Below are 18,892 nucleotides of genomic sequence, written 5' to 3'. Positions count from 1 at the left end.
AGCTAACTATATAACAAGGTTTACTTATCCCTTCCCAGTTTAATTATAACATGTAAAAAATCGGGAAAATAGACTTTTTATTTTTATGTAATGCAGCTAAAATCAATAGAACATTGATGGTGGGGAGAGATGCAGAATGAGTTCTTTGGTTTTCGGCTTTCAGGAAGTGGAAAAAAATCAACTTTTACTCGTTGGCGGAAAAGGGTTAAATTTAGGGGAATTATCAAAAATCGAAGGAATACGAGTACCAGAAGGATTTTGTGTTACAACTGAGGGATATCGAAAAGCCATCGAACAAAATGAAACGTATCATGCTTTGTTGGATCGGATACCAATGCTAAAAGTAGAAGATCGAGATCAAATTGGTGATATCAGCAGAAAGATTAGACAAAACATTATCGAAGCAGAAATCCCTTCCGATGTTGTGGAAGCAGTTACTAACTATCTCTCCCAGCTTGGTGATGAACATGCTTATGCAGTGCGGTCTAGTGCGACAGCTGAAGATTTGCCGTATGCCTCTTTTGCTGGTCAACAAGACACTTTTTTAAATATCATCGGCAAAGAAGCGATCTTGCAGCATATCCGCAAATGTTGGGCTTCCCTTTTTACGGACCGTGCGGTAATCTATCGTATGCAAAATGGATTTGGCCACAGCCAGGTGTATATATCCGTTATCGTTCAAAGGATGGTTTTCCCACAGGCTTCAGGGATTTTATTTACCGCTGATCCGATTACCTCTAACCGAAAGCAGGTATCAATCGATGCCAGCTTTGGGCTTGGAGAAGCACTGGTATCTGGCTTGGTTTCTGCCGATTGTTATAAAGTCCAGGAAGATAAAGTCCTCGATAAAAGGATAGCAACCAAACAATTGGCTATCTATGCGCGAAAAGAAGGCGGAACAGAGACGCAGCCGATCGAACCTAATCTCCAAAAGTCCCAAACACTTACTGAACAACAAATTTTACAACTGGCACGCATCGGACGACAGGTCGAAGCTTATTTCGGCTGCCCACAAGATATTGAATGGTGTTTGGTTGATGATACTTTTTACATTGTCCAGAGCCGGCCAATCACGACTCTTTTCCCCATCCCTGAAGCGAACGATGAAGAAAATCACGTTTATGTATCAGTCGGACATCAGCAAATGATGACAGACGCCATGAAACCATTGGGATTGTCTTTTTTCCTGTTAACGACACCTGCCACTATGCGTAAAGCTGGTGGAAGGTTGTTTGTCGATGTCACACATCAACTGGCTTCACCTGTCAGTAGAAACATGTTATTAAATGCTATGGGACAACATGATCCACTCATGAAAGACGCACTTATGAACATCATTGACCGTGGAGATTTTATAAAATCGGTACCAAATGATAGTAAAGGACCGAGTCCCACTAGAGGAAATACAGATAGCCTGGCACAAATCGAAAATAACCCATCGATTGTATCTGATCTGATAAAGCGTAGCCAAACATCCCTTGATGAGTTAAAACAAAACATCCTAACAAAATCGGGATCAGAATTATTTGATTTCATCCTGGAAGATATCGAGGAATTAAAGAAGATTTTATTTGATCCGCAAAGTTCAGCTGTATTCATGTCGGCCATGAATGCTTCTACATGGATAAATGAAAAAATGAACGAGTGGTTAGGTGTAAAAAACGCAGCAGACACACTTTCTCAATCTGTCCCAAACAATATTACTTCGGAAATGGGTCTGGCGCTATTGGATGTCGCGGATGTGATTCGCCCTTATCCAGAAGTAATAGAGTATTTAAAACAAGTAAAAGATGATAACTTTTTTGATGAACTGGTTAAGTATGATGGTGGACAGGAAGCCCAAGACGCAATAAAAGCTTATCTCAACAAATACGGAATGCGATGTGCCGGAGAAATCGATATGACTAGGACTCGCTGGAGTGAAAAACCAATTACACTTGTGCCCATGATTCTCACTAACATCAAAAACTTTGAGCCTAATGCAAGCAATCGAATTTTTGAGCACGGGCGGCAGGAGGCTTTGAAAAAAGAACAAGAGTTAGTAGAACGATTGAAGCAATTACCGGACGGTGAACAAAAATCCAAAGAAACAAAACGAATGATCGACTTAATCCGCAATTTCATCGGCTATCGGGAATATCCAAAATATGGCATGGTTAATCGCTACTTCGTTTATAAGCAGGCGTTATTGAAAGAAGCCGAACAACTCGTACAAGCGGGCGTTATTCATGAAAAAGAAGATATATACTATCTCACTTTCGATGAACTTCGCGAAGTCGTACGCACAAATAAACTTGATTACCAGATCATCGGCAATCGAAAAGATGAGTACAAATTTTATGAAAAACTAACACCTCCACGTGTAATAACGTCTGATGGCGAAATCATTGCAGGTAAGTACAAACGAGAAAACCTCCCAGCTGAAGCGATTGTAGGCCTGCCTGTTTCTTCCGGAGTGATTGAGGGAAGAGCGCGTGTCATTTTAAACATCGAAGAGGCTGATTTAGAAGCTGGAGATATATTGGTCACCTCGTTTACAGACCCAAGCTGGACGCCATTGTTTGTATCCATAAAAGGCCTTGTAACCGAAGTTGGTGGACTGATGACACATGGAGCAGTTATCGCACGAGAATATGGCTTACCAGCAGTTGTTGGAGTGGATAACGCCACTAAAATCATAAAAGATGGGCAACGAATTCTTATCAACGGAACAGAGGGGTATATCGAAATACTGTAATTGTGAAATATAGATAATTAGTAGCACCGTTCAAGGGGTAATTGGATGATGATAAAGGAAACGGAAGAACCAATGAAATAGTCCTGCTTTAAACAACGTCATCGCCAAAAAGCGCCAAGCCCCCGACCGCCTTATAAAAGCCGAAAAATATATAGTCTAATAGTTAAAAACCCCACTTTTCCTAAATGGTAGAGTGGGGTTTTAGATTTACTAAAACAAGGATGCATTATTTTCTTTTAGGTATAATATGGCTTTACAGCATCAATAATGAGAGATGGAAAAACAAGTTTATCGTGGTTTCGAGGGTCGTACTTCTTGGAACGGAAAATTACCCCATCAACTCCATCCCAATCATTTTGATGAAAATTCCCATCTTCATCGCAGTACTCAAGCAATTTTACTTTATATCCAGCACTTTCAAACATTTTGGTTAATGTCTTGTAATTGTGAACTACTTTATGGCTTGCCGCAGGATGGTCTTTTGGGCCAGGCCCTCCGACTTGTACAATAGTTTGATAGGATTCATTTGGAAAATAACCATCAGGTACTGCACAGCGTATATATCCAAAAGGTTTTAGGAAGTTAAAACACATCTTTGCTGCTTCTATACCTTCTTCATAAGTTAGATGCTCCCAAACGTGTTCGGCAAGAATAGCAGTTAATGAACTTTTATTGAACTGCTCTTGCCACGTGTTTTCATCCAATAAATTTAATTCTTCTTCCTGTGTATGATGCCATCCTGGATTATTATTATATTCTCCCGCGCCAATAACGAGCTTTATTTCATTCTGTTTTAAATCCAGCTTTTTTACACTTAATGCTTTATGAATTGCCCAACTTTGATGTTCGTGGAATAAAATTTCCATGGCTCGAGAAGGTTCAATCCATACAAGAAAGTTATCCTCTTCTGTTGGTTTACTTATATCTCTGCCCTTTTCACATAAATAAAAATAACCTTCACTAAGGTAATATTTAAATTCATTAGTTGAATAAAAATACCTTCGGGCACACCCTAAAAAATGGCTTATCTCAACCTCCATACCCATTTCCTCTAGGGCTTCTCTTTTTAAACATTCTTCATGTGTTTCATTGTTTTCGATTCCTCCGCCAGGGAGAAAATATTTATGATCACCTGTTTGGATTATGGCCATTTTCTCCATCTGGCTATCAAACAGCAAACCATAAACAGCTGGCCTGTTTATGTAATCGATACCTTCTTCTTTTTGTCCAAATGTAATATGATCCATGATTTGAATTTTCTCCGCTCATATTCAATTTAGCTAATTTTCCTGTATAACACTTCGCATTGTTATTACTTTCCCAATACATAAATGCACAACAATTTAAAAATTCAAATTTAATTGTTGTCTTATTTCATCCAGCAATTCTTTATGCGTGGAAGTTGTAACAAGAGGATTGTCCAATGGCTTGTTGATATCCTGGTGCGTAAAGACAAATGTTCCGTCACCTAGCACAAAAAAAGAATAACCAACTATTTTTTCAATCCCAGAGTTTTCCCCTCTATGGAAGCTGAACACATACGTATCTGGCGATTCAATACGAACTTTTTCTTTGGCTTCCTTAACTTTTAAGCCTTCAACCATCGATAAGATTTCCTCTGCCTTTTGAGGGGAGTTGACTGTTCTATTTTTAATGTCGGAAAGATTTCCTATTCCTTTTTGAATAACGATCTCTTGTAACTGAACATCCTCATTCTTTGTAATCCGTACTTTCTTCTCAGTAAACCTATCTATCAGGAAAACGATTAAAAGCAAGCTGATTATCATTACCACTGCGCTCTTTTTCCTCATCCGAATCCCCCTCTGTACATACAATTTTACCATAATTCGACAATGGGAATGGGGAATAATTCCTCAGCTACATTTACTTTTTACTCATTTTAAAACTGCCAACCGTTAACTTATTTATGAGGAAGGAGCCGCGTAACCTTTGCTTCGTTTTCTTCTTAAGGAGAAGGCGGTCCCGCCATCCCCCAGCATTCCATCAACCGATGAATCCCCGTTTCAATTTCATCCAATGGAATTCCGCCAAAGCCAAATAGAAAGGTTGGATAGGGATAATCAATCGGTTTTAACAGATAATCGGTTACTGGATAGATGGCAATATCGTTTGCTGCGGCGATTTGTTTTAACTCCTGTTCACTTTTTGACAGAGGGACGGAAATCAGAATATGCATGCCTGCCTGGTCGCCAGTGATCGTGGCATTTGGGTAATACGTTTCAAAGGTGTGGGTTAGTTTATCGTGTTTCTTCCGGTAAATTTTCCGCATCCGGTTTAAGTGCTTTGAGAAATAGCCGTCTTTCATGAAGTTGGCCAAGATGTGCTGATCGAATCTCGGGACGGTTGCCGAGTAATAGCTGAATGTCTCTTTGTATTTCCGGACTAATGTTGAAGGCAATACCAAATAAGCTACACGCAATGAAGGCATCAATGATTTCGTAAACGTGCTAAGATAAATCACTTTATTGTTTTGGTCCATGCCGTGCAATGCGGGTATGGGCTTTCCGATATGACGGAACTCGCTATCGTAATCATCTTCAATAATGTAGCGCTTCTCATCCTTTATTGCCCACTTCAACAGCTGTGTCCTTCTTGTTGCTGATAAAACAGCCCCAGTAGGGAATTGGTGGGAGGGAGTAATGTAAACGACATTCGCGTTTGTTTTTTCAAGTTCATCGACAATTAATCCATCTTCATCCACCGGGATCGGGATGGCCCTATTTTGCAATTCGATTCTTGGAATTGCGGAGTAGCCGGGATTTTCAAGAGCGAATTCTGAATCATTTTCAAGCAACCTCAAAATGATTGGAAGCAGCTGCTCGGTTCCCGAACCAATGACGATTTGCTCGGGTTTACAAACAATCCCCCTCGATTGATAAAGATACTTCGCAATTTCGGTCCGCAATGCGTATTCCCCTTGAGGCTCCCCAATTTGTAAAAGATCCTTTGAACCGCTGTCATACAAGTCTTTCGCATATTTTCGCCAATGGGAAAAAGGGAAGGAGTCTGTATCGATTTTTCCTGGGTGAAAATCAAACTGAAAAGACCTTTCCGCAACCTTTTCGACCGGAATGGCCAAAGACTCTTTTTCGATATAAGGCAATTCATCGATTTCTTCTACAAAATAACCGACGCGGGGCCGGGAGATGAGATAGCCTTCAGCAACAAGCTGGCCATAGGCGATTTCGATCGTCGTTTGGCTGATATTTAAAAATTCGGCTAATTTTTTTTTGGAAGGCAATTTCATTCCAACTTCAATTTGATTATGGATAATGGCATTTTTGATGCCAAGATAAAGCTGTTCATATAAAGGCTTTGCCGTACTTTTATCCAAGTCAAATATAAGCATGTCCATATGCAAGCCCTCCTTACTGACCACACTATTTTTTAAAAAAGTGACTCTTTCTACAATGTCAATTTTCATTATACTAAATATCAAGCAATCATTGGGGTTTAAATTTACAGAAGAAAGAGGTATTCAAATGCAATCTACGTTAGCACCCGCATCAACCAAAACAAGATCCTTGGTGATCAACTCACTATTCATCGCTCTTACCCTGGTGGCGACGATGTTTATTAACATTAAGCTTCCGATCATGGGGAACGGAGGCCTTATCCACCTGGGGAACGTGCCGCTTTTTATCGCCGCATTCGTATATGGCAGAAAGACGGGCTTCATTGCAGGCGCATTCGGGATGGGAATGTTCGATATTCTTTCCGGTTGGGCAGCCTGGTCGCCGTTTACATTCATCATCGTTGGAGCAATGGGATATGTCGCCGGCCTTATTTCTGAAAAAATGCCTGGCAAACGAGTGCTTGTTTACTCATTAGCCGTTGTTGTCGCATTAATCATTAAAGTCGTAGGCTATTATTTTGCCGAGGTCGTCCTTTACGGAAACTGGATTCTGCCATTCGGCTCAATTCCAGGAAACATCATGCAGGTCGTCATTGCCGGCATCATCGTAGTTCCGCTTGTGGGGCGGTTTAAAAAGCTCCTTTAAAAAGAATATCGGACATTGGCAAAGAAACGAAAAATAAAGGGCGACGCAAATGATTGCGTTGCCCTGTTTTAATGACTCCTAATCGGAATCAAAATTCTTTGCCCTACAAATAAAATGGCATTTGGATTAATATTGTTCCACTTAGAAATGGCATTGATAGTCGTGCCGTATTTTTGGGCAATGCCCCATAACGTGTCCCCGCTTTTTACAATGTGTACAAATTTCCCGATCACCCGAATGCGGGACCAATCAAACAGCCTTCCCGGATCCGTCCTCCTGCTCGGTGCGTATTCATCGTGTCCAACAATATGCCTTCTGTCTCTGATGATTGACGGATGCCGGTTGATGATATCATCAAGGAGCAAATTTAAAGAGCGGTACTGGGCATCTGTGTAACCGATATTGGATGGAGAAATCAAATCGTACGTCTCGGATGGGAAAAAGGCCAGCATCTCCTCGCGGGTTCCGATGGCCATTAATTCGATTCCGATTGAAAAGTCATTTAACCGGTTTTCGTAACCCGGAAATCCTGGAAGACTCCCACTCCCTGCATGATAAGCAACGCGGCTTTCATCAACCAGCCGATAAATCTCGCCATTCCTGCCAATTACGTAATGTGAAGAAACCCCACCATTTAAAAAAATTCGATAAATATCCTCGATATTATAAGGATTATGTGGATTATTAGCTGCATTGGATACGAAGTGAATAACCACATGCGTTAGTTTCTCTGTTCGAGGCCTGGAATTTTCCAAGGGAAGATAATAATCCTGTACAGCGGCTATTCTATCAGGAATGTTTAATGCAGTACCAGGATAAATCGCATTTGGGTTTTGGATGTTATTCCCCCTAATAATGTCCAATAAAGGTGTATTGTATTTTTGTGCAATTTCCCATAAGCTTTCGCCAGGCCGCACAACATGAATTGGCATGACACAACCCTCCAATTGGATAACATCCTTTATACATATTCTATTGGAAACGATTGTATGAAATATATTCAGTTTAAACGCGTACTTTTGTGAAAAAGTGGAATTCATTCTCAGTTTGTTTGGTGAAAGTTTTTTTATGAAGCGGGAACTTTAAAGTATACGTGAAGATAATGAATATTTAATCTTTACAAAAATAAAGACCCTTGGTATTATATTGAATAATTTCAAAAACAAATACTGTAATCGCGATGACGAGAAGAGTAGATAATACGAATTCTTCACAGAGAGCTCCGGGCGCTGAAAAGGAGTAAGAATTGTTTATCGAACCAAGACTCTGAGCATTCACATTGGAACTTATCTGATAAGGGATAGTGTGACAGGAGCTCCTGTTATAGAGCTAGGGTATACGTATCGATTGATACCGTACCTGAAGAGGTTGATATGGAAACATATTAACGAACTGGGGTGGCACCGCGAATTGTAAATCTCGCCCCCAAGGCTGAATCGTCTTGGGGGTGGGATTTTTTTATTGGGAAAAAACAAACACAACTTTTTAGAAACGGAGGGAAAACAATGAATTACGATGAAACTTACAATAGCCTTGAAAAAATTGTGGACGAAGATTTGAGGAATGGCGCGTATCACAGGAATGTTTGCACAAGATTTCCGCCCGAGCCAAACGGTTATCTTCATATTGGGAGTGCATATGCAATCAATATGAACTATGTGATTGCCAAACGATTTAATGGGGAATTCAATCTTCGCTTTGATGATACGAATCCTTTAAAAGAAGACATCGAATACGTTGATGCAATTATTGAAGATATGAATTGGCTGGGCTACTCCCCGGGCAATCGTATATTCTATGGCTCTGATTATTCGAATGAACTATTTAACGCGGCGATTCATTTGATTAAAAAGGGCAAAGCGTATGTTTGTGAATTGTCACCTGAAGAAGTCACGCAATACCGAGGAACGTTAACTGAGCCAGGTAAAAACAGCCCGTATCGCAACAGGCCTATTGAAGAAAACCTTGATCTATTTTTAAAAATGAAAAAAGGTGAATTTCCGACTGGTTCGAAAGTGTTAAGGGCAAAAATCGATATGGGTTCGCCGAATATGAACTTAAGGGATCCGATTCTTTATCGAATTATACACGCAAGCCACTATCGAACAGGGAACGATTGGTGCATCTATCCAATGTATGACTTTGCCCATCCTATACAGGATGCGATTGAAGACGTTACCCATTCATTATGTTCAATAGAGTTCAAGGACCATCGCCCGCTATACGAATGGGTTCTAAACGAACTGGGAATTAAGGAACCGCCAAAACAAAGGGAGTTTGGACGCGTTAATATAACGGGGGTTGTCACCAGTAAACGGTATTTGCGGGAGTTGGTTGCAGGAAATTTCGTCGATGGATGGGATGATCCGAGGCTGCCAACATTAAGAGGCCTTAGGCGGAGAGGTTTCACTCCGGAAAGCATCCAAACCTTCGTGAATGAAATCGGCTTTGTGAGGCACCAAAGTATAGTTGACTTTGCGATGCTTGAAAGCATCCTGCGCAGCCAGCTAAAAACAAAAGTGAATAGTGTAATGGCTGTCCTAAATCCCCTTAAAGTTACGATTACAAATTATGATGAAACTGAGGCCGAACTTTTATCGATTGAAAACAATGGCGAGAATCCTGATTTGGGCAGAAGGGAAGTGCCTTTTTCAAAAGTCCTTTATATTGAAAACGATGACTTCATGGAAGTTCCTGTAAAAGGTTATAAAAGATTGTCCCCGAATGAGGAGGTTCGCCTAAAAGGCGCCTATTTCATTAAGTGCAATGAAGTGATCAAGGACGAGAATACAGGGGAGGTAATTGAACTTCTTTGTACGTACGATCCAATAACGAAAAGCGGAACCGGTTTTAAAGGAAGAAAAGTGAAGGGCACGATCCACTGGGTATCAGCTGATCATTGTACCACTGCCGAAGTAAACATGTTCGATAAATTATTTGAAAATGAAGAGATCGTAAAGGATCCCGAAAAAACCTGGAATGAAAAGATTAATCCAATGTCCAAGGTTGTCCTGAAAAATTGCAAAATCGAATCCTCAATTATAAGCGCAACCATGGAGGAAAGGTATCAATTTTTCCGGCACGGATACTTTTGTTTAGATAAGGACTCCACGGATAAAAAGTTAGTTTTCAATCGCATCGTCTCACTGAAGGATTCCTGGAAAGGGAAACAAGGCTAAAAAAAGCACTGAAGCAGGGGACGTATCCTCTGCTTCTTTTTAATTCTGGACCCTCGTTAATAATTATTCTTCAATGCTCCAGAAGGACTAATGCCTCCTATTGTTGAACTAATTGAAGAAGGGTAAATGGATAAAAGAGGAATTGAAGGCAATGGAATGTTAAACGAGGCTTTAAAGGCTTTTGAGATGGAGAGGTACTAGTCCTAAATATCCTGATGGTTCAATAAAAAACAAGGGGAACAGATAGATGCTGACGATTTATGCTAATTGGGGTGGTAATGTTAAACTTACCTGGATTCCCCACATGGAACTGACTGAGTCTACCAAAATTACAAGTGTTCATGCTGTGTGCATGAAAGATGGGAAGGTTCTATTGGCTCATATAAAGGATAGAGGTTTTAATTATCCAGGCGGGCACCCTGAGGCCGGGGAGAAAGTGGAGGAAACGATAGTAAGGGAAGCTTACGAAGAAGGATACGTAAAAGGAACAATCAAATACATAGGTTCTATCGAGGTAAGCCATGAAGAAAATCCATCATTCGATCCAAATGGAAAATATCCTTTGATAGGATATCAAGCTTTCTTCAGAATGGATATAGTCGAGTGCTTGCCTTTTCTGCGTGAACAAGAATCCCTTTTCCGAATCTGGGTCGAGCCCTCGGAGGTACCGTTCGTTTTAAACGATCATGAACTTTCAAAAATAATCTTACATGATGCTTTAACATTAGATTCTAAATAATGGCTCCAGAAGACAGGGAATCCAACATTGGAGATACATAATAGGAAATCGAATTGCCCAACTGAATTTTAGACATTATTGAAAGTGAGGTTTTAGAATGCTCGAATTACAGAATCGCTTAAAAGAATTCACCGAAGTGCATGATGAATTTATCAGTGCTTGGAACGATGCAATGAGTTCAGGTGATACGTCTGAAGTAAATAGAATGACGGATGATTATTATGTTGCCTTTTTTAGAAGTGGAATTGAAAAACCGATTATATTTTCCAAGCAGGAAGCTGTAAATGGTATGGAACAATCGGTTAAACACCTTTTGGGTGCAAATAAAAGGTTTGAGAACAGGGTTATTCGACTGAAGGATAACGAAAATGCCGCAGTTTTTTATGAACAGCTTATTGTAAAAAATGAAGAAGTCTTGGCAAGATTGTTTACCATTGAAAATTGGCAACTAATTAACGGAAAATGGATGATAATAAGGGAAACGGAAGAACAAATTAAGTAGTCTTGCTGCTCTCAAAGTCATCGCCAAAAAGCCAACCCGCCACCACCTAACCGAAGCAGAGAAATACGTTGTAATACTAAAAGAAACAGAACCTAAAAAAGGAGACAGTAAACGGCTGCCCCTTTTAATGTAAAACGGGGAGGTTCTCTGTTTCTTTTTTATATACCTAACACGCAACCAAACAGTTGCCTGTGTTTGACATGCAACCGTGAAGTTGCGTATACTCAATCTATGAATAGGGATAAAGACGCTGTATTCAAAGCTCTTGCAGACTCAACGCGGCGGCTTATTTTAGACGAACTATCCGATCGCAACGAGTTGACGTTGTATGAATTGACGGTCCGTCTCATTATGAAGCATGGCCTTTCCATTTCACGGCAAGCGATAGCCAAACATCTTTCAGTATTGGAAGATGCAGGGCTGGTAAAATCAAAACGAAAGGGAAAATATCGAGTCATTATCTTTTTCAACGAACCGCTTAAAGATTTGCTGAAGGGATGGATAGAATAATTCCAACAGGACTTTTAACGCAGGCAGACTTATGTCCTTGCGTCACAACTCAAAGGAGGCAACAAAGTATGAAAATCATTGTTACAAGTATATTCGTTCAAGATCAAGACAAGGCCCTGGAGTTTTATACAGAAAAGCTGGGGTTTATTAAAAAGACGGACGTCCCCGCCGGCAAATATAGATGGATCACGCTCGTTTCTCCCGATGATCAAGATGGTACCGAGCTTCTTCTCGAACCGAATGACCATCCTGCCGCCAAGGAGTTCCAAAAGAAGATATTCGCCGATGGCATCCCGGCAACGATGTTTGGGGTTGCGGATGTTCGTAAGGAATACGCTCGATTAACGGAAAAAGGCGTGAAGTTTACGATGGAACCGACGGAAATGGGGCCAGTCACCATAGCTGTCCTGGACGACACATGCGGCAACCTTATTCAAATAGCCCAAAAGTAAATCATTTCTTCGTTTAAGCAAATGGCTGCCTTAGGGCGGCTTTTTTTGTTGTTGAACAACTAACTATTAAAAAGGATAATAAACCTATAGTTAGGAAGGGGTTTATAGACAAAATGATTTCTTTAAGAAATGTTCAACCTACAGATTTAGAACAGCTTTTACATATTGAGAACGAAGGGTTTTCTAAAGAGGAGGCGGCCACGAAGGATGCATTTGTGGAGAGGATTCGGTTAATACCTGATACCTTTATCGTCGCGGAAAAGGATGGGGCGATTCTTGGTTACATCAATGGGCCTATCATCAATCAACCTTACATAACAGACGACCTTTTTGAAAAAATTACAGAGAATCCGAAAAGAGGAGGCTTTCAGAGCGTGTTAGGATTAGCTGTGTCCAAACAGGCAAGGAACCAAGGCATCGCAAAAATTTTGCTTAATAAAATGGAACAGCTTGTAGAAGAAAATCAACGAGAAGGAATCACGTTAACATGTAAACAGGATTTGGTTCCTTTTTACGAAAAATATGGATTCGTTAACCATGGCCTGTCTGAATCACAGCACGGCGGAGTAAGCTGGTTCAACATGGTCAAATTAAGGGGGAATATGGATTAATAGCAGCTCCTGAGCAGGTCGCAGCCATCGTTCAATTTCTTCAATAAAGGAAAACTTGATAGGAGCAAATGAAGACAAAAAAAACCGTTCAGCTGCCTGAACGGGGAAATGTGCACTAAATAAAAGTTAAATCCCTGTTTTAACCCCAAAGCCTACTAAAATCAAGCCAGTTGATTTTTGGAATACTTTCTGGAACTTGGAGCTATTCAGCCACTTTTTTGCGTAATCCATTACATACACCAGGATAAGAAACCATAATACAGCGAGTAATGTAAGGATGGATGCCAACACAATCAATTGCTGATTGACATTTCCGTTCAAATCGATGAATTGAGGCATGACGGTTATGTAAACCAAAACTGTCTTTGGATTAAGAACATTACTTAACAATGCTTGCATAAACGACTCTTTATTTTTCCGGCTGGAAGAATGGGTAGGTGCCTGTATTTGTTCTTGAATTTCGTTTAAAGAAAACACACTTTTTGAAAAAAAACTTTTTATCCCCAAATAAATTAAGTAAGCAGCTCCCAGGTATTTAATTGTACTAAAAAGGATGACGGACTTGGCAATGACAATGGATAAACCAAGAACGGCAATAAGCGTCCAAAAAGAAAGCCCTGTTGCCATTCCAAGGATCGTATAGCGTCCAGCCCTTGGACCGTAACCGAGGGTGTTTTTCACGAGGAGCATTGTATCGGCGCCAGGTATAACAACCATCATGGCAACAATTGAAATGTAAGTAAGTAAGCTGTCCATTTTTATTCCCCTTTCTTCTTAGAGTGGCTAATACGATAACTAATTTAAATGAGTATATCAGAGAATGAAGAAGTACCCAACAATTTTGATAAAACAATAGTTACAAAGAGAGCAGCTATATTCTTCCAAAGTGGTTATAAAAGAAAGGTTTTTAGAAACATTAAAGCAACAAAATTTTACTGAATACGAAGCGAAGTGTATTAACTAAAGTGACAGCTTTGTTAAGTATTTTGCTACAAATGAATCATACCTGAAGATAAAAGGAGCAAATGAATTTGGCTTACATTGAAGGTCTTGAAGGGTTCAATATAAAAATTGCTACGAAAGACGATAGCGGTAAAGTAATTAAAATGTTAAAACAGATAGCTCTATGGATGAAGGATAATGAAATAAACCAATGGAGGTTTTTATTAGATGGAGGTGACGATGAAGAGATTGAACAAGCCATATCCAATCATGAAACGTATATTGTTTTGAAAGATAATGATATTGTGGCTACATTTACTCTCTTATCTAAACAAAGTGAATGGGACAAGGATATTTGGGGAGAGGATAATTCCTCAAAAACACTTTACCTGCATAGACTTGCCATTATTCCTACATACATGAAGAAAGGGCTAGGCAAAAGTATTTTGGCTTGGATACAAAACAATATAAGTGACAAAGAATATCTTAAATTGGATTGTGTTGCTGAAAATTTAAGATTAAATAACTTTTATAAGGATAATGGGTTTGAACTTGTTGATTTAACGGATGGCCACAGCAAATATCAAAAATCTTTAAAAAGGAATTAGAAATTATTAAACTACAGATGCGGGGATCCCTGAAGGATTGCCGTATTTTTCGTTGAACTTCTTTCTTATTATCAAATGGAAAGAATAATGAATCCATCTGGAATTTCATACGTATAGTATTGAACAACTATTAGGGGATGATGCTGTGGATATAGCTGATATCTATTTGTTGATTGTCTTTTCAGTACCGATATATGTACTTTTAATTTGGACATATTTTTACCCGGAGGAAAGTATGTTGTTCGGCAGAAGATGGATGTTTAAAGAAGAACCAGAAATAAGCGAAGGGGCAATCCGTTACACTAAAATATCTTCAATTGTTGCACTAGTTGTGCTCACAATCATATTGTTAATAACCATTTTCTAACAAATAGAAGTTTTACTAGGGAGCATGAATTAGGCGTCTTTTTTAATATAAAGCAAAAAATATTCAGCATTTTTATGGTAAAATCAGGTTATGTTGTTAGGCGAAATAAAGGGAGGATGAAAAATGGCAAAGAAGAAGAGCGAACTGTATGAATGGGTTAAAACAATAATAATTGCACTTCTTATAGCTTTTACTGTTCGGACTTTTATCTTTACCCCCATTGTCGTTGACGGTGCTTCAATGGAACCTACTTTGCAAGAAGAGAATCGTATGATCGTGAATAAAATTGGGGAACCTAAAAGATTCGATATTATTGTATTTCACGCACCTGATGGTAGGCAGTATATAAAACGTGTAATCGGGCTCCCAGGTGACAAGATAGAATATAAAGATGATGTCTTGTATATAAATGGGAAGGCATATAAGGAACCTTACTTAGAAAAATTCAAGAAAAAAATAGGTGACGGACATTTAACAGGATCTTTTACATTAAAGGAAACAGCAGTAGGTGCTGATACAGTTCCTAAAGGTCATCTTTTCGTCTTGGGCGATAATAGAATGGATAGTAAAGACAGCCGAGGTATTGGGGCAATCCCGATGGAAAAGGTAATAGGAACAACCAAACTGGTTTTTTATCCGGAAATTAAAATTATAAAGAACTAAATAAGACCAAATGTAATCTGTGATTGCGTTTAATTATTCATTAGGGGCTTTGATCCAAAAGGATTAACGCCCTTTTTTGATCATTAAAAACAACGGGCGAATAAAATAATGACTTTTAGTGGTTCCACATTTCGGTAATTTTCTTTATAATGCAGTTAAACTCTCTCTTAAAGATCTCCTAAATGGAGGTCATTATGATTTCATTGTTTTTACTGATTGTAACGATGGTCAGCTCCAAATTAGTCGTAACCATTGCCGCCCAGCTGCTATTTATTCCTGCTGCTTACTACGTTGCCTGGGTTGCTAAGTGGATTTAATTTTGTATTCAAACCTTTTGTTGTACGAACGTCGAAGGGCAGTGGAGCAACACATAATGAAAATAAGGGGGATTTAGTTTGGAGAGCGATGAAATTGTGAGAAAGTTTTATGATGAAACAGTAGATGATGAATGGGAACGACTTGAACGCCACAGAGTAGAGTTTGAACTTACCAAACGCTATTTGAACCGGTATATAAAGCCCGGAGACAAAGTGTTGGATCTCGGTGGCGGGCCTGGAAGATATTCTTTATATCTTGCTGAACTTGGATGTGATGTAACGTTAGCTGATCTATCAGAGAAAAATATTGAATTTGCATTAAAAAAGGCAAACGAACAAGGTCTTGCTATTAAAAGATTACAAGTAGATGCCCGTGAATTATCTACTATTGAAGATAGTCAATTCGATTACGTTCTATGTATGGGACCAATGTATCACCTTAAAAGCGAGGAAGATAGAGCTAAAACGATCAGAGAATGCCTAAAAAAATTGAAGCCAAATGGAATTATGTTCGTGGCGTTTATTTCTTCTTATTCATTTGTATGGGATTATCTTATTAGGAATCCTGAATTGATCTTGGATAGCGAAAGAAAGTCCGAGCTAAATAAAATTGTGGATGGCAAGGACTTTGCGGGAAAAGGGTTTTCAGATAATTTTTATATTTCTCCTGAAAATGTACTTCCGTTCTTTAATCAATTTGACCTTGAAAAACTTCATTTACTAAATAGTGAAAGTTTCTTATACCTTCGGGAACCAGAATTATTAAGACAGAAACCTGAAGTTATCAATGCTTGGCTGGATTTGGCAGAGCAGGTATGTGAACGAGAAGATTTACTTAGTATGGCTGAACACATCATGTATATCGGTAAAAAACCAATTAAAACTTAAAGGTAAATGAAACAGAATGGGCCCAACTCTGGGCCCATTCTCCTTTCTACCTCTATTGTCTAATCAATTGTATTTCTTTAAATGCTTGATGCAGATTCGATCTAACTGTTAATTGATTAAGACTTAAGCCGAGACTTACAATTGTTTGGGCTACTTCTGGACGTATCCCAGTAAGGATCGTTTTTACTCCAATGAGTGATAAAGCACTGATTACCTTCAGCAATTGATCGGCCACCATCGTATCAATAATAAGTACCCCTGACACATCCAAAATTAAATGGTTTAAATTTAATTTACTTGCCTGTTCCAGTGTCTTTTCCATCAACAACGCAGCTCTTTCCGTATCTATATTGCCTATCAGTGGGAGGACGCCTACTCCCGGGATGAGTGGAACAATTGGGACTGACAACTCCATAAAGGCCTTTTTGGCATTGTTTAACGATTGTTGGAAATGATGAACGAACGTTAAGCTAAAGTAATAGACCGCATGATCAAGTAAAGGGTCAATTATTGATATGATTTTAAAAATAGAGTCAGCTGAGAGGTCCTGATCTGAGCTGAACTCTTGAATCCATTTCCAAATAACTGTCCGATAATAGCTGGAGTCTTTGAGCGCCTCGTCTAAAGACACCCCTAGATTAAAGATAAAACTACCAGCTGTTTTTCCCCATTCCTTTACCCGATTAATCGATTGTTCATCATTGTTATCAATAAGGGCTCTTCCAAAAATTTCAATAAAGTCTGCCCTGACCTGCATAATTTGCTGTTCAATCTTTTGAAATTCTCTTTTTTGCTCTGCTGTCAGCTCTGGCAGCTGTATCCCTGCAAATCGACTAGTATGTACTTCTCTAGCGATGTCATGTTTATTATTAACAATGGTCTCTCCCAAAAGTACTAGACGCTCGCTCATGTCTTCCCCCTATAAAAATGTTAATATTCTGTTTATTATTATTACATATCAAGATTCGTTTGACGAATATAAAGATAGTAGGAATGTTGTTAATGAAATAACAATATATACGGTTATCACCAACCAACGAATGTGTTGATCCAGGAAGGATTAACCGCTGTTTTTGTTGAACTGGTTACTATACAAGCAGGATAGGATAGTAATGAAGGAGTTTCTTCAAACTTGGAAGAATCTATATTCAAAAATATATTAAGGAGCTTGTAAATTATATGGAATTCAGTAGCAAAAGCGAAGTGAAGCTAAGAGATATCACAGCGGAAGATCTTCCTATCTTTTTTGAACAACAACTAGATCCAATGGCGAACTATATGGCTGCCTTTACACCTAAAGACCCTACTGATAAGAAAGCATTTTTTGACCATTGGAGAAAAATTATCGCTGACCAAACCATCACAATAAAGACTATATTATCCAATGGCTTTGTCACTGGACATGTCTCGAACTTTGAACTGTTCGGCGTACCCGTAGTAAGCTACTGGATTGGGAAAGAATACTGGGGTCAAGGTATTGCAACAAGAGCATTGTCAGAGTTTCTGAAGCATATTAAGATACGCCCGCTCTATGCTCGTGCGGCTAAAGATAACCTCGCTTCCATTAGGGTATTGGAAAAGTGCGGGTTTAAAATCATCTCTGAAGATAAGGGTTTTTCCAACGCAAGAGGCAAGGAGGTTGAAGAATTTATTTTGAGGCTAGAACGTTAGGATATGTAATTAATACCAAAATACGTTTAGGGAGGTTCTTGACTAAGGAACCTTCTGTTTTTTTTACCTAACTTATGCCTTGATCCAGGAACGATTAGGCGTTTTTTGGGTGTAATCCTTATAGCAAACGAACAGTTTGGCGAAACAATTGAATGAACTATGATAGAGTTTATTATCAATAAAAGATAGATGTAGGTGAACATAACAAGGCCTTATTGACGGGGCAGGGGGTTGAAAAAGGATTTGAAAGAATCCAATGATATAATTTTTAAAAGGAGTGTAAAAATATGAAATTAAAAATTTTAGATAAAACTTTTTCCGTTGTGAAATATCCTCCAACCGATATAATTCCATCGTGGGCATTAAACTCTGATGTATTCTCTATTACGAGAACAGATGAGGAACTGTCTATCGTAAGTCCTTCAGAATCTCTACCTATGAACGAGGTTTTTAAGGATGTTGAAAACGATTGGAAGTGTATTAAAGTAGAGGGAGTTTTAGACTTTAGCTTAACTGGAATATTATCTTCATTAGCAAATCCATTAGCCGAAAATAACATAAGTATCTTTGCTATTTCAACCTTTAATACTGATTACATACTTGTTAAAAGCCATTCAATTGAAAAAGCAAGAGTCGTATTAGAGAGTGAAGGTCACACTTTTCACGATATTTAAAAAGGTTCAT

At 39.0% G+C, this 18,892-nt stretch carries 20 protein-coding genes, 2 pseudogenes and 1 other annotated feature; of the genes and pseudogenes, 15 read left to right on the top strand and 7 right to left on the bottom strand.

Annotated features, from left to right (window positions below; genetic code table 11):
* The first annotated feature begins 136 nt into the window (after window positions 1-136).
* Window positions 137-2,737 (top strand): phosphoenolpyruvate synthase, encoded by a 2,601-nt coding sequence (gene ppsA, locus V1499_RS19145; RefSeq protein WP_409271697.1) that lies wholly within the window; start codon window positions 137-139, stop codon window positions 2,735-2,737.
* 236 nt (window positions 2,738-2,973) lie between these two features.
* Here ppsA and V1499_RS19140 read toward each other — a convergent pair whose 3' ends face one another.
* The 4 genes and pseudogenes from V1499_RS19140 to V1499_RS19125 form a co-directional block, all read right to left on the bottom strand.
* Window positions 2,974-3,540: a class I SAM-dependent methyltransferase gene (locus V1499_RS19140; protein WP_409276340.1), complete on the bottom strand. Its 567-nt coding sequence runs from the start codon at window positions 3,538-3,540 to the stop codon at window positions 2,974-2,976.
* A 75-nt stretch (window positions 3,541-3,615) separates the two neighbouring features.
* Window positions 3,616-3,984, bottom strand: a pseudogene (locus V1499_RS19135) (NUDIX hydrolase); the annotation flags it as partial.
* Window positions 3,985-4,080: 96 nt separating this feature from the next.
* A complete protein-coding gene (locus V1499_RS19130; protein WP_409271695.1) occupies window positions 4,081-4,548 on the bottom strand; it encodes a hypothetical protein in 468 nt (155 codons plus the stop codon).
* A 155-nt stretch (window positions 4,549-4,703) separates the two neighbouring features.
* Window positions 4,704-6,113: a PLP-dependent aminotransferase family protein gene (locus V1499_RS19125; protein WP_409271693.1), complete on the bottom strand. Its 1,410-nt coding sequence runs from the start codon at window positions 6,111-6,113 to the stop codon at window positions 4,704-4,706.
* 127 nt (window positions 6,114-6,240) lie between these two features.
* On the opposite strand from V1499_RS19125, the gene V1499_RS19120 reads away from it, so the two are divergent.
* Window positions 6,241-6,759: an ECF transporter S component gene (locus V1499_RS19120; protein WP_409271691.1), complete on the top strand. Its 519-nt coding sequence runs from the start codon at window positions 6,241-6,243 to the stop codon at window positions 6,757-6,759.
* Between the two features lie 68 nt (window positions 6,760-6,827).
* Here V1499_RS19120 and V1499_RS19115 read toward each other — a convergent pair whose 3' ends face one another.
* Window positions 6,828-7,691 carry a LysM peptidoglycan-binding domain-containing protein gene (locus V1499_RS19115; RefSeq protein WP_409271689.1) on the bottom strand — a complete coding sequence of 288 codons (864 nt, stop codon included), beginning with the start codon at window positions 7,689-7,691 and terminating at the stop codon, window positions 6,828-6,830.
* A gap of 239 nt (window positions 7,692-7,930) precedes the next feature.
* Window positions 7,931-8,189, top strand: a binding site (T-box leader).
* Between the two features lie 75 nt (window positions 8,190-8,264).
* Between V1499_RS19115 and V1499_RS19110 the strand changes: the two genes are divergently transcribed.
* The 6 genes from V1499_RS19110 to V1499_RS19085 all read left to right on the top strand — a co-directional run bounded on the left by V1499_RS19110 (window position 8,265) and on the right by V1499_RS19085 (window position 12,752).
* Window positions 8,265-9,938, top strand: coding sequence for a glutamine--tRNA ligase/YqeY domain fusion protein (locus tag V1499_RS19110; protein ID WP_409271687.1), 1,674 nt, complete (start codon window positions 8,265-8,267; stop codon window positions 9,936-9,938).
* A 247-nt stretch (window positions 9,939-10,185) separates the two neighbouring features.
* Window positions 10,186-10,677, top strand: coding sequence for an NUDIX domain-containing protein (locus V1499_RS19105; RefSeq protein ID WP_409271685.1), 492 nt, complete (start codon window positions 10,186-10,188; stop codon window positions 10,675-10,677).
* A 97-nt stretch (window positions 10,678-10,774) separates the two neighbouring features.
* Window positions 10,775-11,179, top strand: a complete 405-nt coding sequence (locus V1499_RS19100; protein ID WP_409271683.1) for a hypothetical protein — start codon at window positions 10,775-10,777, stop codon at window positions 11,177-11,179.
* 231 nt (window positions 11,180-11,410) lie between these two features.
* Window positions 11,411-11,689 carry an ArsR/SmtB family transcription factor gene (locus V1499_RS19095; RefSeq protein WP_409276339.1) on the top strand — a complete coding sequence of 93 codons (279 nt, stop codon included), beginning with the start codon at window positions 11,411-11,413 and terminating at the stop codon, window positions 11,687-11,689.
* Window positions 11,690-11,757: 68 nt separating this feature from the next.
* Window positions 11,758-12,141, top strand: a complete 384-nt coding sequence (locus tag V1499_RS19090; protein ID WP_409271681.1) for a VOC family protein — start codon at window positions 11,758-11,760, stop codon at window positions 12,139-12,141.
* Window positions 12,142-12,254: 113 nt separating this feature from the next.
* Entirely contained in the window at window positions 12,255-12,752 is a 498-nt protein-coding gene (locus tag V1499_RS19085) for a GNAT family N-acetyltransferase (protein WP_409271680.1), read from the top strand.
* Window positions 12,753-12,878: 126 nt separating this feature from the next.
* On the opposite strand, the gene V1499_RS19080 is transcribed toward V1499_RS19085, so the two are convergent.
* Window positions 12,879-13,508 (bottom strand): homoserine/threonine efflux transporter, encoded by a 630-nt coding sequence (locus V1499_RS19080; RefSeq protein ID WP_409271678.1) that lies wholly within the window; start codon window positions 13,506-13,508, stop codon window positions 12,879-12,881.
* Window positions 13,509-13,783: 275 nt separating this feature from the next.
* Here V1499_RS19080 and V1499_RS19075 point away from each other — a divergent pair, with 275 nt between their 5' ends.
* From V1499_RS19075 to V1499_RS19055, 5 genes and pseudogenes are all read left to right on the top strand, one after another.
* A complete protein-coding gene (locus tag V1499_RS19075) occupies window positions 13,784-14,302 on the top strand; it encodes a GNAT family N-acetyltransferase (protein WP_409271676.1) in 519 nt (172 codons plus the stop codon).
* 145 nt (window positions 14,303-14,447) lie between these two features.
* On the top strand, window positions 14,448-14,669 hold the full coding sequence (locus V1499_RS19070; protein WP_409271674.1) for a hypothetical protein: 222 nt from the start codon (window positions 14,448-14,450) through the stop codon (window positions 14,667-14,669).
* 123 nt (window positions 14,670-14,792) lie between these two features.
* Window positions 14,793-15,332, top strand: coding sequence for a signal peptidase I (lepB, locus tag V1499_RS19065; RefSeq protein ID WP_409271672.1), 540 nt, complete (start codon window positions 14,793-14,795; stop codon window positions 15,330-15,332).
* A 218-nt stretch (window positions 15,333-15,550) separates the two neighbouring features.
* Window positions 15,551-15,649 (top strand): annotated as a pseudogene (locus tag V1499_RS19060) (lipid II flippase family protein); the annotation flags it as partial.
* Between the two features lie 78 nt (window positions 15,650-15,727).
* Window positions 15,728-16,537, top strand: a complete 810-nt coding sequence (locus tag V1499_RS19055; protein ID WP_409271670.1) for a class I SAM-dependent methyltransferase — start codon at window positions 15,728-15,730, stop codon at window positions 16,535-16,537.
* Window positions 16,538-16,589: 52 nt separating this feature from the next.
* On the opposite strand, the gene V1499_RS19050 is transcribed toward V1499_RS19055, so the two are convergent.
* The gene (locus tag V1499_RS19050) at window positions 16,590-17,447 is read right to left on the bottom strand and encodes an STAS domain-containing protein (protein WP_409271669.1); all 858 of its coding nucleotides are present in this window, start codon (window positions 17,445-17,447) and stop codon (window positions 16,590-16,592) included.
* Window positions 17,448-17,716: 269 nt separating this feature from the next.
* Here V1499_RS19050 and V1499_RS19045 point away from each other — a divergent pair, with 269 nt between their 5' ends.
* The gene (locus V1499_RS19045) at window positions 17,717-18,208 is read left to right on the top strand and encodes a GNAT family N-acetyltransferase (RefSeq protein WP_409271667.1); all 492 of its coding nucleotides are present in this window, start codon (window positions 17,717-17,719) and stop codon (window positions 18,206-18,208) included.
* 287 nt (window positions 18,209-18,495) lie between these two features.
* Window positions 18,496-18,882, top strand: coding sequence for an ACT domain-containing protein (locus tag V1499_RS19040; RefSeq protein WP_409271666.1), 387 nt, complete (start codon window positions 18,496-18,498; stop codon window positions 18,880-18,882).
* Window positions 18,883-18,892 lie beyond the last annotated feature (10 nt).

It is taken from the genome of Neobacillus oceani (genome assembly GCF_046237595.1).
GTDB classification, from domain to species: Bacteria; Bacillota; Bacilli; order Bacillales; family Cytobacillaceae; genus Bacillus_D; species Bacillus_D oceani.
Note: the sequence above shows the minus strand (reverse complement) of the source record. Positions and strands in the feature narration are given on the sequence as shown.